General features: G+C 63.3%; 11 protein-coding genes. 3 read left to right on the forward strand and 8 right to left on the reverse strand.

What is annotated here, in order from left to right; translation table 11 throughout:
• Window positions 1-239: 239 nt before the first annotated feature.
• From ACYPXD_RS21655 to gltA, 3 genes are all read right to left on the reverse strand, one after another.
• On the reverse strand, window positions 240-1,391 hold the full coding sequence (locus tag ACYPXD_RS21655) for a porin (RefSeq protein WP_459715696.1): 1,152 nt from the start codon (window positions 1,389-1,391) through the stop codon (window positions 240-242).
• A gap of 595 nt (window positions 1,392-1,986) precedes the next feature.
• Window positions 1,987-4,263 (reverse strand): amylo-alpha-1,6-glucosidase, encoded by a 2,277-nt coding sequence (locus tag ACYPXD_RS21660; protein WP_459715698.1) that lies wholly within the window; start codon window positions 4,261-4,263, stop codon window positions 1,987-1,989.
• A 337-nt stretch (window positions 4,264-4,600) separates the two neighbouring features.
• Window positions 4,601-5,902 (reverse strand): citrate synthase, encoded by a 1,302-nt coding sequence (gene gltA / locus ACYPXD_RS21665; RefSeq protein WP_459715700.1) that lies wholly within the window; start codon window positions 5,900-5,902, stop codon window positions 4,601-4,603.
• 315 nt (window positions 5,903-6,217) lie between these two features.
• Between gltA and ACYPXD_RS21670 the strand changes: the two genes are divergently transcribed.
• Window positions 6,218-6,637, forward strand: a complete 420-nt coding sequence (locus ACYPXD_RS21670) for a hypothetical protein (protein ID WP_459715702.1) — start codon at window positions 6,218-6,220, stop codon at window positions 6,635-6,637.
• Here the strand turns inward: ACYPXD_RS21670 and ACYPXD_RS21675 are convergent.
• The 3 genes from ACYPXD_RS21675 to ACYPXD_RS21685 form a co-directional block, all read right to left on the reverse strand.
• Window positions 6,634-7,473, reverse strand: a complete 840-nt coding sequence (locus tag ACYPXD_RS21675; protein WP_459715705.1) for an alpha/beta fold hydrolase — start codon at window positions 7,471-7,473, stop codon at window positions 6,634-6,636. The two genes, ACYPXD_RS21670 and ACYPXD_RS21675, sit on opposite strands and share 4 nt — an antisense overlap.
• 248 nt (window positions 7,474-7,721) lie before the next feature.
• The gene (gene mreB, locus ACYPXD_RS21680; RefSeq protein ID WP_459715708.1) at window positions 7,722-8,792 is read right to left on the reverse strand and encodes a rod shape-determining protein MreB; all 1,071 of its coding nucleotides are present in this window, start codon (window positions 8,790-8,792) and stop codon (window positions 7,722-7,724) included.
• A gap of 329 nt (window positions 8,793-9,121) precedes the next feature.
• A complete protein-coding gene (locus ACYPXD_RS21685; RefSeq protein ID WP_459715711.1) occupies window positions 9,122-9,871 on the reverse strand; it encodes an AraC family transcriptional regulator in 750 nt (249 codons plus the stop codon).
• A gap of 252 nt (window positions 9,872-10,123) precedes the next feature.
• On the opposite strand from ACYPXD_RS21685, the gene ACYPXD_RS21690 reads away from it, so the two are divergent.
• Together ACYPXD_RS21690 and ACYPXD_RS21695 are read left to right on the forward strand one after the other, a co-directional pair.
• Window positions 10,124-10,876 carry a PadR family transcriptional regulator gene (locus ACYPXD_RS21690; protein WP_459715713.1) on the forward strand — a complete coding sequence of 251 codons (753 nt, stop codon included), beginning with the start codon at window positions 10,124-10,126 and terminating at the stop codon, window positions 10,874-10,876.
• 55 nt (window positions 10,877-10,931) lie between these two features.
• Window positions 10,932-11,747, forward strand: coding sequence for a siderophore-interacting protein (locus ACYPXD_RS21695; RefSeq protein ID WP_459715717.1), 816 nt, complete (start codon window positions 10,932-10,934; stop codon window positions 11,745-11,747).
• Between the two features lie 36 nt (window positions 11,748-11,783).
• On the opposite strand, the gene mmsB is transcribed toward ACYPXD_RS21695, so the two are convergent.
• Together mmsB and ACYPXD_RS21705 are read right to left on the reverse strand one after the other, a co-directional pair.
• Window positions 11,784-12,680, reverse strand: coding sequence for a 3-hydroxyisobutyrate dehydrogenase (gene mmsB, locus ACYPXD_RS21700; RefSeq protein ID WP_459715723.1), 897 nt, complete (start codon window positions 12,678-12,680; stop codon window positions 11,784-11,786).
• A 55-nt stretch (window positions 12,681-12,735) separates the two neighbouring features.
• Window positions 12,736-14,421, reverse strand: coding sequence for an AMP-binding protein (locus ACYPXD_RS21705; RefSeq protein ID WP_459715725.1), 1,686 nt, complete (start codon window positions 14,419-14,421; stop codon window positions 12,736-12,738).
• Window positions 14,422-14,512 lie beyond the last annotated feature (91 nt).

A 14,512-nucleotide genomic window follows, 5' to 3' on the forward strand; every position in this document is an offset into this window, starting at 1 on the left:
CGCGAGCAGTTGAACACGATGCCGCATCTTGCACTGGAAACTATGAGGCTGACAAATGCAATGCACTCCTTAGTCCTGGTTAGGCGAAGGCCTATTTACGCCTGAATTTCAAGGCCGATTGACTGCCAACGCAACGCAGACGTCCCGCTCTAATCTTGGACATCACAAGAAAAAACCCCGACCGACAAACGTCGGACGGGGTCTTCTCTACGTTGCCTCTGTACGCAGAACCGCGCGTCTTAGAAGCGGTGACGCATACCAATCGTCGCCACGACCTGGTTGCCCGTCGACGACGCGCCACCCGAGTTGTTGATGAACGCGACGAAGTTGCTGCCCGACACGTGCTGGTACATGCCTTCCGCGTACACGTCCGTGCGCTTGGAGAGCGAGTACACCGCTTGCAGGTTCACCTGATTCCACTTCGGATCCGCGCCGAACTTGGTGCTGTCCGTCACGTGGCCGTCCGTGTACGTGTACGCGACGCCGAGGCTGATTGCCGGCGTCAGCGCGTACTTGCCGTTCACTTCATAGTTGTCGAAGGTCACGTGGCCGTTCGCCGAACCGAACGACTGCGTGCCCTGGAACTGGCTGTGCGTGTACACGAAGCCGACCAGCGCCGGTCCGATCGCGTAGTTGATGCCCGCGCCGATCGTGCGCTGCACGTCGGCGCCGAGCACGAAGCCGCCCGTGCCGTTCGACTGCGATTCGGCGAGGTCGACTGCGCCCGACGTGTTCACTGTGCTGTTCGAGCCGTTGATCTGCAGGTAGCCGGCCGCGACGTTGAAGCCCGCGTACGAGTAGCTCGCGCCCGCGCTATATGCGCGGTTCACGGCGAACTCGTCGCTGTTCGAGAACGCGTACAACGTGCCGAACTTGAAGCCGCCGTAGTTCGCGCTGTTGTACTTGATCGAGTTGTTCATCCGAACCGAATGGTTCAGGTTGTCGTTGTCGAACGGGTGCGCGAAGCCGGTATCGCCGAACGTACCTGCCGTGCCCGACAGCGGCGCGACAAAGTCGACCAGCGAGTCGTACTGGCGGCCCAGCGTGACGGTGCCGTACTGGTTGCTCGACAGACCGACGAACGCTTGCCGGCCGAACAGGCGGCTGTGCTGTGCAAGCGTGCCGTTCGTGATGCTGAAACCGTTTTCGAGCACGAAGATCGCGTGCAGACCGCCACCCAGATCTTCGGAGCCGCGCAAACCGAAGCGGCTGCCGTTGATTTCGCCGCTGGTGGCCTGGAACAGCGAGCCGCTGGAGCCGCCTTTGACGACGTTATTCGTATATTGCAGACCGGCATCGATGATGCCGTAGAGAGTGACGGAACTTTGCGCATGCGCGGTCGACGCCGCGAATGCGGCAATGACCGCCGCGGGGATGGCGATTTTCTTCACTGAGTAGCTCCTTCGTGTGGAAACCGGATTAACGGCGAACGAAAGTATAGGGAGCTACCCGCAATAAACATCTCGCCATATATCGCAATACTGTTCGTCTATTGAGGCTGTAAATATTTCACAAAACGGTAATACGCAAGTCCGGTAAAGCTTTGGGCGGCCTCAAGCAGGTTTGGGTTGTGGCTTTCATCGCGGCGTCGTGGCGCGATCACAACGCGACCTGATGTTTCCGATGTGAGAAGAGGCTTTTTGCTTGCGCAAAAAAAGCAACGCCGGATCAAACGAAAACGCCGGAAGACCAATGTGCATGCGGGCTGACGCGTATCGACCCGGGTTGCCTGCGGAGCCTTTCAGACACGATTACGCGATTCATGCGGTCCGGTCGCATATATATCGGACATGAATTGCGGTTGCCGGCGGCTTACCAAATTCACCAACCGCACTTTCAGTTTCATTTTTTAAAGCATTCAAGCCCGGAAAAAGAATACGGTAGCCATATTTCTCAATAATTATCGTTTAGTTCGAGAAATATGGCATCCGGTGTAATCGTTCTTCCCGAACAATGTTTGCGTAAATTGAACAACACTATTTCGCTTTACAGCAACGCCACCACCCGCACGTCGCTCTGCTCCGACGACGCGACGACCTTGCCGTCCATGCGCCGGAATGTAATCGATACCGACGCGTCGCCGACGCGCAGATCACCGACCTCGAGCCAGTCGATGCCATCCGGCAGCATCGGCTGCTCGATCAGCACTTCGCGGCGCGCCGCGTCGATCGTCACGCCGAGGCACGCCTCGAGCATCATGAACGGCGAACCGGCCGCCCACGCCTGCGGCAGACATGCCACCGGATATGCGGTCGGCGGCTCGCCACGGCGCCGCTGGAAGCCGCAGAACAGCTCCGGCAGACGCATATCGAACTTGACCGCCGCCTGAAACAGCGCCTGCAGCAGGTTCACCGCGGCCGCCTTGCCGCCGTAGCGCACCAGCCCGCGCGCGCAGAGCGCGTTGTCGTGCGGCCAGACCGAGCCGTTGTGATACGCCATCGGGTTGAAGCGCGGCTGACCTGCCGCGAGCGTGCGCACGCCCCAGCCGGTATGAAACAGCGACGAGCCGAGCGTGTGCGCGACCGCTTCGCCGCGCTCGCGCTTCGGCAGCCCGAATGCGAGCAGATGCCCGGCATTCGACGCGAGCACGCGGCACAGCTCGCCGTGACCGTCGAGCGCAATGCCGTAGAAGTTCAGGTCCTCCATCCAGTACAGTTGTTCGACGCGATCGCGAATCGACGTCGCGCGCTGTGTGTAACGCACCGCGTCGCTCGTCAGGCCGCGCAGCGCCGCGAACTGCGCCATCGTGTCGAAGGCGGCGCTTGCATACGCCTGCACTTCGACGAGCGCAATCGGGCCGTCCGGAAAGCGGCCGTCCGCATGGAACACGGAATCGTGACTGTCTTTCCAGCCCTGATTCGCAAGCCCGCCATCGGACGCACGCTGATAGTCGAGCAGACCAAACCGGTTCTTGTCGCACACGCCCGCGACCCACTTCGCGGCGCGCTCGAGGGCCGGCCACAACTCGTCGACGAGCGCCGTGTCACCGGTGCGCGTCACATACGCGCCCGCCAGCACGATAAAAAGCGGCGTCGTATCGACGCCCCCGTAATACAGCGCGAACGGCACCTCGCCCGTGGCCGCCATCTCGCCGCGCCGCAGTTCGTGCATGATCTTGCCGACCGCGGCGTCACGGAACGCGGAATCTTCGAGCGCCTGATGCTTCGCGAGAAAACGCAGTACGCCGCGCGCGAGCCCCGGTTGCAGCCACAACGACTGCAGCGAAGTGATCACCGCGTCGCGGCCGAATGGCGTGGAGAACCACGGGATGCCCGCATATGGATACGGACCCGTTTCGAGATCGGTGGTGAGCAGACTCAAATCCGCATGCGAACGGTCGATCCACGCATTGAACAGCGGATTGCTCGAGCGCACGCGCGCCGACGCACGGCGCCGCTCGCGCATCATCAGGTGCGCGTCGACGAGCGCGGCGCGAACCGCGGCACGGCCGACGCGCGGCCGCACGGTATCGATCTGCGACGTATGCGCCTCGCTGAACGTATGCATCGGTTGCGGCACCTGCTCGTTGCCGCGCCCCTTCCCTTCGACTTCGACCGCGACCGATAGATAGATCGACAGGCACGCCTGGGCGGGCAGGCGCACCGTATAGTCGGCGCGGCCGGCGAGCAGCTTGTCCGGTGTCGGCGAAAAAGCGATGCGCACGCGGCGCGAGACGTCGTCGAGGCCGATATAGTTGAGCAGCACCTCGCCGTTCTCGACGCGCGCCGGTTCGATCGTGCCTTGCTTCGGGCGCTTGAGCCCGCGCACTTCGAACATGTCGCGAAAGTCGCTCGCAAACGAAATGGAGAGCGGCACGACCGCATCGTTCGTACCGTAGTTCGTCAACTCGATCGCCTCGTTGAGCACCGTGCCGCACAGCACGCGCACGCGTTCGACGTGAATCACGCCTTCCGGCGTGCTGTCGCCGCCCAATGGCGGCAGCGGACGATTCGTCAGGTGCGCGGTAAACGCCGTGTTGTCGCTGCTCACGCTGCCCGACAGCAGCGACGGCGCGCGACCGCCGAACGTGAGGCGCAATTGCGACAGCACCCGCGTGTCGTTGACGAACAAACCGTCGTCGATGCCGGTGATGTCGCCCAATGGATCGTTGACGATGAATGTCCCGCCCGACTTCAAGACGGACTGGCTGGAGCTCGCGATGTTCAGGTTTTCCGGCGCGATGAATGCGCCGTCCGCTTCCTGTTCCTCGTAGTCCTCGCGTTCCGTATGGGTCAGTCCACCGAGTGCTTCCGGATTCTGCATCAGCTCTCTCCCTGTGCTCGTCTGTGCTGGTCGATCATCGTTCCGATTTTAGAGGGTCTACGCGAAATGGGCACGTTTGCGTTGCGCGCATGCACGCGCAATTTCACGGTTGCACCCAAAAAGCACACGAGAAAGCCGAAAGGAAACGAAAATCGCGGGGCATGACGTCGATACGACACAGAGGCAGGATGGCGCTGGCGAAAAGGCGCGGGGGCTTTGGCACGCGACATGCGGTTTGGCATGCCGACGATCGGCGGATGCGCTCGCAGTGCGAGCGCATCCCGGTTACGGCCGGGGTTACTTCCGAGGTCCCATCCCGGCTCGGCTCAGCGAGCCATCAACGCTCGGCGAGCGGCTTCGCCACGCGCTGCGTGTGACCGACAAACAGCTGACGCGGACGGCCGATCTTCTGCTCGGGATCCGCGATCATCTCGTTCCACTGCGCAATCCACCCCACCGTGCGCGCCATCGCGAAGATGCAGGTGAACATCGACGTCGGAATGCCGAGTGCGCGCTGCACGATGCCCGAGTAGAAGTCGACGTTCGGGTACAACTTGCGCGACACGAAGTAGTCGTCTTCGAGCGCGATCTTTTCGAGCGCCATGGCGAGCTTGAAGAGCGGGTCGTCGTGCAGGCCCAGTTCTTCGAGCACTTCATGGCACGTCTCGCGCATCAGCTTCGCACGCGGGTCGTAGTTCTTGTACACGCGGTGACCGAAGCCCATCAGCTTCACATGCGAATTCTTGTCCTTCACCTGCTTGATGAATTCGGGGATGTTATCGACCGAGCCGATCTGCTCGAGCATGTTCAGCGCGGCTTCGTTTGCACCGCCGTGCGCCGGACCCCACAGGCACGCGATACCGGCCGCGATACACGCAAACGGGTTCGCGCCCGACGAACCCGCGAGACGCACCGTCGAGGTCGATGCGTTCTGCTCGTGGTCGGCATGCAGGATCAGGATGCGGTCGAGCGCGCGCACGAGCACGTCGTTGACCTTGAATTCCTCAGCCGGCGTCGAAAACATCATGCGCATGAAGTTCGCGCTATACGACAGGTCGTTCTGCGGATAGACAAACGGCTGGCCGATGCTGTACTTGTACGCCATCGCGACCAGCGTCGGCAGTTTCGCGATCATGCGGATCGCCGATACTTCGCGATGGTCGGCGTTCGTGATGTCGAGCGAGTCGTGATAGAACGCGGACAGCGCGCCGACTGCGGCCACCAGAATCGCCATCGGATGCGCGTCCCGGCGGAAACCGCGGAAAAAAATGTGCATCTGCTCATGCACCATCGTGTGGCTGACCACCGATTTCACGAACGCTTCTTTCTGCTGCGGATTCGGCAGGTCTCCTTTCAACAGCAGGTAGCACGTCTCGAGAAAGTCCGCGTTCTGCGCGAGATCGTCGATCGGGAAACCGCGATACAGCAGTTCGCCCTTGTCGCCGTCGATATACGTGATCGAGGAATTGCACGATGCCGTCGACATGAAGCCCGGGTCGTACGTGAACTTGCCGGTCTGGCCGTACAGTTTGCGAATGTCGACCACATCGGGGCCCATCGACCCTTTATAGATCGGCAATTCGATTTTCTCGTTGCTGTCGGAAAACGTTAGCGTTGCGTGTGCGCCTGAGCTATTCATTCGGGGTCCTCGTATCAAACCATTTGCGTATAGTCGACATGCATTCTAAGGCGCGGCTTCGTCAACGTTGCATCGATATACGCAACAATGATTACCACCGACAGAAACACTCGTCGACACGAAGCGCGATACAAAGGCCTTTGCGAAGCCGACAAAGTGAAAGAAAGCGCTACGAATGCAACAATCTTTTGTTTAGTGGAACGGTACACCATGCGAATGGGTCTGCGATACTGCAGTCACGCATTCGGTCGTCTGCGCGGCGTGTCATTGAGGTATGCGCAGAGTTCCGACACTCACTGAACAGGGATGTCAAAAATGACGCTGAATATGGAAACGCTTTTCCCGGATACCGGCGAACAGGAAGAGGCCGTCGTTACCGCGCTCAATCATCAGGACATCGTGCTAGCCATGTCGGCGGCACTGGCTACCGAAAAGATCGCGGTGCTGCACATGCTCTACCCGCGCACCGACGCTCGCACGCACAGCAGCCTCGACAAGCTCGTCGACCAGTTGCATGCGCACGGGCTGCACGAAGTCGCGCGACTGATCTCGCAGGAGGCCCACTACCTCGTATTCCGGAATCCGGGCAAAGCGTGGAAGGCATTTCACGAAATCCGCAACGACTCGCTCGCCATCGGCGTGCATCTTTACTACTGCGGCCTTGTCGGCGAGGCTGCGGAACGCGCGCTGGACGAAGACGCGCACCGCAAGCACACGCATAAACGCAAGCACTAACACCGCCCGCCGCCCGGCGCATGCCTCGATGCAGACGGCCATGCCCGGGCGTCAGCCCCTACACTGCGCACGAATTCGTCGACGTATCGATTGAAGGCGGCCGGATGCGCGAGATTCATCCCATGCGATGCGCCGTTCACGGTTTTCTGGCGAGCATCCGGCAGCCATGATTGAAGCGCGGTGACGGTTCGCCTGAACATCTGCGGACTTTTCTCGCCGTCGATCAGCAGCACCGGACAACGCACCTGCGATGCCTCGCCGGGCACGTAGGCTGGCAGCGGATCGCGGAACTGGCGCGCAAGCGTGTGCGCGTTGTCCATCGCCATCGTGCGGAACGCGGCCGTGCTTTTCGCCCAGAAGCCGGGCCGGCTCACCGAATCGACGAACAGCTGCAAGCCCGCCTCCAGCTTCCCTTCTTCGATCAGCCGCGCGGCACGCGCGCGCAACGCATTGACCGTTTCAGGCAAGCTCGCGACCGGCCGGCCGGCAATCTGCAGCGGACCGCCCGGGTCCGCGAGCGTCAGCGTGCGCAGATGCTGCCGGTGCCGGCGCGCGAAATGAAACGACACGCAGCCGCCGCGCGAATGGCCGATCACATGTGCCGGGCCCGCGGCAAGACGATCGATGAATTCCGCGAGTTCGTCCGCATGGCGGCTCCAGCTGAACGGGAAGCGCGGCAGCGTATGCCCGTTGGGCCAGTAATGCGTGAGGCTGATCGCGACGCAGCGGTAGCGATTCGACAGCCCATCGACTTGAGGCTGCCAGTAGCGGTAATCGCACAGCGACCCGTGCACGAAGAGCAGTAGCTCGCCTTCGCCGCGTTCGACGTACGGCATACGCAAACCGTTGCTCAATTCGATAAAGAAAGGGGATGAAGCGTGCGGGGGCGCGGGGGCATTCACAGGCGGTGGGGATGGGTGAGCGGCGACGACGAAGGCGCGGACATCAGGCGATGTCCGGCATTGTCACATAGCTTTCGGGGCGCGTTGTTTTGCAGGCGCTTTTGCGCACGCTGCGCAGGCGACCGTACACGCGCGCGCACATCATGCGAACGCACTGCCGTGCTGTCACGCGGACGCCTCGCTCACTCGTACACGTAGGCGTCGACCAGTCCCGCTTCGGCTGCCGCGCCCGCGCCGCGCACCGCGCAGGTCAGCGGCTCGTCGGCGACCCGCACGGTCAGTCCGAGTTCGCCCGCGAGATAGCCGGTCAGATGGCCGAGCAGCGCGCCGCCGCCCGTCAGGACGATGCCGGCGTACGCGATGTCGGTGACGAGCTCGGGCGGCGCGTTCTCGAGCGCCCCTTTCACCGCGACGAGCACCTGGCGCAGCGGCACTGCGATCGCGTCGGCGACGTCCTGCGTGCTGATCTCGATCGTGCGCGGCAGGCCGTCGTCGACGCTGCGGCCTGTCGCGAACATCTTCTCCTGCGGCACATCGCGCAGCGCCGAGCCGATCGTCTTTTTCACGTGTTCCGCGGTCTGCTCGCCGAGCACGACGCCGTACATCGTGCGCACATAATTGACGATGGCCTGGTCGAACTGGTCGCCGCCGACGCGGATCGATCCGCTGTACGCGATGCCGCCGAGCGCAATCACGCCGATTTCAGTCGTGCCGCCGCCGATATCGACCACCATCGAGCCGGTCGCCTCCGACACCGGCAGGCCCGCGCCGACCGCCGATGCGAGCGATTCCTCGATCAGGTTGACCTTCCATGCGCCCGCGGCCACTGCCGCCTCGCGGATTGCGCGCCGCTCGACCTGGGTTGCGCCGGCCGGCACGCAGATCGTGAAGTCCGCGCGGCGTGCGAAGAACGGCCGCGGCTTCGCCATATCGACGAATTGCCGGATCATGTGTTCGGCAGCCGGGAAATTGGCGATCACGCCGTGCCGCATCGGCCGCACCGGTTCGAGGTTACCCGGCGCCCGCCCGAGCATCTGTTTCGCCTCGGCGCCGACCGCCGCGACGCGTCTGCGCCCTTCGGCCGACATCTGCTTCTGGAAGCAGACGACCGACGGCTGATTGACGACGATGCCGCCGTCATCGGTATAGATCAGGGTATTGGCCGTGCCGAGGTCGACGGCGACGGAGTAGCGGAACAGGCGTCCGAAAAGCGAAGAGCGGTTCAGCGAAGCTTGTGGCATCGATCGCGCCATATATCGGCTCTGTAGGTGTGTGGTTGGCCGCCTCGAAGGCAACGTCAGCGCAACGTCGGGGCAACTCCATGGCGGCACGAAACTCTCGAACGCTCGGGCGGGCACCCCGCCGACCCGTGCGTCGGGCATGTTTTTCAGGCTTATGTCCGGTATTAACGGCGCGCTGTGGACAATCTTTAGCCCAACGTAGCGAATTCGTGTGTGCGGCGCGGAAGCCTACAGAAAGCCTTCATTTGCGAGAACATTCGATGCGGGGCCGCGGTGCCCGACATCGACGCGTCAGGTGCGCATTGGCGCAGACCGCTTGCAATATATCGGTCCGTGCAGCTTCAGCGGAAATATCGCGCAGGTGTTTCGCCGAGCGAATCCTTGAACACCGCGATAAACGACGACACGTCGTTGTACCCGACGTCGAGCGCCACGCGCGTCACGCTCGCGCCGGCGCCGAGCCGCTCGAGCGCAATCAGCAAACGCAACTGCTGCCGCCATTGCCCGAACGTCAGCCCCGTTTCCTTGACGAAGAGCCGTGCGGCCGTACGCGCGGTCACGCCGGCGCCGGCCGCAAGTTCGTCGAGCACGCCCGATTGAGCGGGATGCGCGCTCAGCGCGTCGGCGATGCGCAGAATCCGGCGGTCGCGCGGGTATTGCAACGAAAGCGGCGCGGCCGCGAGCAAGGGCAGGCGGTCGACGATCACATTGATCAGGCGCGCCTGCGGGCCGTCCGGCGAGTAGTCTTCGCCGAATTCCGTGGCGGCGAGCAGCAATTCGTCGACAAGCGGATCGACCGTCACGACGCCGTTCTGCGCCGGAACGGGTACGGCCTCGATGTCCGCGTAGAGCGTACGGGTCACGACCGGATTCAGCGAGGTCGCGCGATGCACAGCGCCCGGCAGCAGCCACACGGCGTGATGCGGCGGCACCACCCACAAACCGGTGTCGGTGCGCACGGTCAGCACCCCTTCGCTGACGTGCACGAATTGCGTGCGGCGCTCCGCGTTCCACGGCTTGTCCAACGCGTCATGCCGCTCGGCGACCACGAAGACGGGGCGCTGCGCGACATTCGCTTCGATGGCGTCCATTGTCCGTTTTGCCCTGTCAGATATCGAAACCGAGCGAGATTAGCACGTCGATGATAAATCTGCCCGCGCGGAAGTCCAGCTGTCCCGTCAAAATCAGATTTGACAAAGTATCTTTAGATATATATCTTGAGATATATCTTTAGATATACATCACTGGCAAATCTTCCGCCGGCCGGACTGCCAGTTAAGCTCGCCAGCCAGAAAGGCTCGCCACAACCGCCGGCTCGTCAACCACGGTTCAAGGAGCTCGCCATGCGCGATCACCGCCATTTTCATTTTTCGTCCGACGGCGTTTATGCGAGCCGCCCCGGCTTTACCGACTCGTTCTCGCTGCACCGCCTGTGGCACATGTGGCACGCAATCGGCCGCCATCACCATGGCCGCGGCGGCCGCTTTTCAGGCGGCGGCCCCGGCTTCGGCGGCTTCGGCGACGAAACGGACGGCTTCCCGCGTGGCCGCAAGTTCAGCTCCGACGATCTGCAACTGCTGCTGCTCGCGCTGATCGGCGAGCGGCCCAGCCACGGTTATGAGCTGATCAAGGCGCTCGAGGCGCGCTCGAACGGCTTTTACTCACCGAGTCCGGGCATGGTGTACCCGGCGCTCACCTACCTCGAAGAACTCGGCTATGTCACCGTGCAGATGGAAGGCAACCGCAAGCGCTACGAGCTGGCCGATCCGGGCCGCAGCTATCTGGCCGCAAACCGCGAACGCGCCGATCTGATGCTCGCGAAGCTCAGCCATATCGCACGCAAGATGGACATGGTGCGGCGCGCGTTTTCAGGCGACGCGGGCGATAACGCAGGCGCCGACGCCGGCGGCGACGATTTCGGTGGCGCTCATGGCACGGCCTGGCTGCCCGAATTCATCGAGGCGCGCCGTGCACTGAAGCATGCGCTGCTCCTGCGCGACAACGCATCGCCCGACGAACAGCGCCGCATCGCAGCCATCCTTGCGCGCGCGACGGCCGAGATCGAAGGCAAAACCGGTGGCGGCGAAAAGTCGTGAACAGGACCTGACTTACGCCAGCCACCGCCGCCCACAACCCCAAAGGAATTCCCTTATGCACGATCGTTCCGATCTTGCGGTGACGCGTGTGCGTCACCCACTGAAATTCCGTCTGCTGCAAGTGAAGCACGTGCGGCAGCTCACGCCACATCTGACCCGTGTCACACTGACCGGCGACGACCTGCACGACTTCGAGTCGGCCTCGTTCGACGACCATGTCAAAGTCTTCTTCCCTGCCCCCGGCGCCGAAAAGCCGTCGCTGCCGCAAGCGGGCCCGGACGGCCCGGTATTCTCCAGCGACGAGCCGCGCCCCATTGCACGCGACTTCACGCCGCGCCGCTACGACCGCGCCACACACGAGCTCGACCTCGAGTTCGCCTTGCACGAAGCCGGGCCGGCCGCCGAATGGGCCGCACAGGCGCAGACAGGACAGTATCTCGGCGTCGGCGGTCCGCGCGGCTCACGGGTCATTCCAGCCGGCTTCGACTGGCATCTGCTGATCGGCGACGACACCGCGCTGCCTGCCATCGCGCGCCGTCTCGAAGAGTTGCCCGCGGGCACGCGCGTCGCAGCGGTCATCGAAGTCAGCGATCCGTCCGCCCGTTTCGAATTCGCGACCGCAACGAATCTGTATAGCGTGTGGTGCTATCGCAGCGAATCGAAGGCTCGCGGCGAAGCGCTGTTGCAGGCCGTACGCGAAACCTGGATGCCCGACGGCGAGGGCTACGTCTGGGCCGCCGGTGAAGCGGCGACGATGCGCGCGGTCCGCTATCACCTCGTCAACGAACGCGGCATCGACAAATCGCGAATTCGCGCGGCCAGCTACTGGAAACAGGGCGCCATTGCGGTACACGAAGCGCTCGACGATTGACGCGCACGCGTCGTCGCCTGTTGTTCCGTGCTTCGCTCATGCTGCTTCGTCGTCGCGCCGATACAGCCTGATCACCGAAGAGAAGTCGAGCTTGCCCGCACCGTTCGTGCTCATCGCCTGATACAGCTGCTGCGCGAGCGCGCCCAGAAAGACAGGCTGCCGCGCCAGCTTCGCGGCGTCGGTCGCCAGACCCAGATCTTTGAGCATGAGGTCGGTGCCAAAGCCGCCCGTATAACCACGCGACGACGGCGCCGTCTCGATCACGCCCGGAAACGGGTTATACGTGTCGGAACTCCAGCAGCGTCCCGTCGACGTATTCATGATGGCCGCCAGCACCTTCGGGTCGATGCCGAGCGCTTCTCCCAGCGCCATCCCTTCCGCCACGCCCGCCATCGTGATACCGAGCACGAGGTTGTTGCAAATCTTCGCGACCTGCCCGGTGCCGGTGTCCCCGCAATGGACGATATTGCGGCCCATCGCGGACAACACGGGTTTCACGCGTTCATAAGCTTGCGCGCTGCCGCCGACCATGAAGGTCAGCGTGCCCGCCGCCGCGCCGCCCGTGCCGCCCGACACCGGCGCATCGACAAACACATTGCCCTGCTGCTGCGCGAGCGCGGCGAAGCGCTTCACGCTCGCCGGATCGATCGTGCTCGAATCGACAATCGGCACGCCTTGCGCGATGCCGGCGAGAACGCCATCGTCGCCGGTCAGCACGCGCTTCACGTGCGCGGCGGCCGGCAGCATCGCGATCACACACTCCGCTTCGGCCGACGCCGCTTGCGGCGATGCAGCCGCTTGCGCGCCCGCCTCCACAAGTGTCTGAACGGCCAGCGCGCTGACGTCGAACACTCGCAGCACATGACCCGCGTTCAGCAGATTGCGCGCCATCGGCGCACCCATGTTGCCAAGTCCTACGAAGCCGATTTTCATCGTGTTCTCTCCGATGTTTTTCTGCATACGAGGCGTCTGCCAGCACAAGTCAGCGTCAATCGGGAAAGTCCTCTTCCCAATACTCGCCGGGCAGGCGCGCCGGCTCCGCGGTGCGATCGAATTCGCGGCAGCGCAGTTCGACGCGGCGGATCTTGCCGGAGATCGTCTTCGGCAGTTCGCTGAACTGCAGACGGCGAATCCGCTTGTACGGCGCAAGCTTTTCGCGCGCGAAGCGGAACACATCGCGTGCGACTTCGGGACTTGCCGCGAAGCCCTGGCGCACGGTAACGAATGCCTTCGGCACCGACGCGCGCAGCGCATCGGGACTCGGCACCACCGCCGCCTCGGCAATGGCCTCGTGTTCGATCAGCACGCTTTCGATCTCGAACGGACTCAACCGGTAGTCGGACGACTTGAACACGTCGTCGGAGCGGCCAACGTAGACGAGGTAGCCGTCGTCGCGCACGAGCGCAACATCGGACGTGTGGTAGTAGCCGTTGCGCATCGCGTTCGCGCTTGCCGCTTCGTTGTTCGCGTAGCCGGTCATCAGGCCGAGTGGACGTTGCGCGAGCGGCAGCGCAATCTCGCCTTCGGCCGTGGGCTGGTCATCCGCATCGACGAGTTCGACGCGATAACCGGGCAGCGGCCGCCCCATCGAACCGGGTACAACCGGCTGCCCCGGCGAGTTGCCGACCAGGCACGTCGTCTCGGTCTGGCCGTAGCCGTCGCGTATCGTGATGTTCCACGCGTGACGCACGCGCTCGATGATCTCGGGGTTCAGCGGCTCGCCCGCCCCGACAATCTCGCGCAACTTCACCGGATACGAGGCGAGCGGCTCCTGCACAAGCATGCGCCACACGGTGGGCGGCGCGCATAGCGTCGTCACGTTGCAACACACCAGCACGTCCAACGTATCTTTCGGCACGAAACGCGCGAAGTTGTAGACGAACACGCACGCCTGCGCGTTCCACGGCGCGAAGAAACAGCTCCACGCGTGCTTCGCCCAGCCGGGCGAGCTGATGTTCCAGTGGATATCTCCCGGCTGCAGCCCGATCCAGTACATCGTCGACAGGTGGCCGACCGGGTAGCTCGCATGCGTGTGCTCGACGAGTTTCGGCTTCGACGTCGTGCCGGACGTGAAATACAGCAGCATCGGATCGTTTGCGCGCGTGCGGCCTTCGGGCCTGAACGATGGCGAAGCCTGATAGGCGGCCGCAATGTCGGTCCACCCGTCGCGCGGGGCGCCTACCGAGATACGCGTGAGCGGCGCCTCGAGTGCATCGAATTTCGCCAGCTCCGCGCGATCGACGATCGCGACCTTCGCGCCGCCCAGTTGCACGCGCTCGCGCACGTCATCGGCCGATAGCTGCGTGGTGGCCGGCAGCACGATCGCGCCGAGCTTCATCGCGGCGAGCATCGTGTCCCACAGTTCGACGCGATTCGGCAACATCAGCAGCAGACGGTCGCCGCGGCCGATGCCCAGGCCGCGCAGGAAGTTCGCCACGCGATTCGAGCGCTCGGCCATCTGCGCATATGAAAGCGTGAGGCCGCGGCCCTCGGTGTCGTCGACAATCCGCAGAGCCGGGCTGTCGTTGCCGCGCGCGACGACGTCGAAATAGTCGAGCGCCCAGTTGAAGTCGTCGAGAACCGGCCACTGGAATTCGCGGTACGCGCGCTCGTAGTCGGTGCGATGGCGCAACAACAGATCGCGCGCTTCCCGAAAGCTGTCGGCTGCTGTCATGGTTGTCTCCAGTCCCATGCCGCATAAATTCCGCCTGCGTTCCAAGCGTAGCTGGCGTATCGCGGCGAGTCGGCGTGAATGCGCTCTATTG

The organism is Paraburkholderia sp. 2C (genome assembly GCF_054589215.1).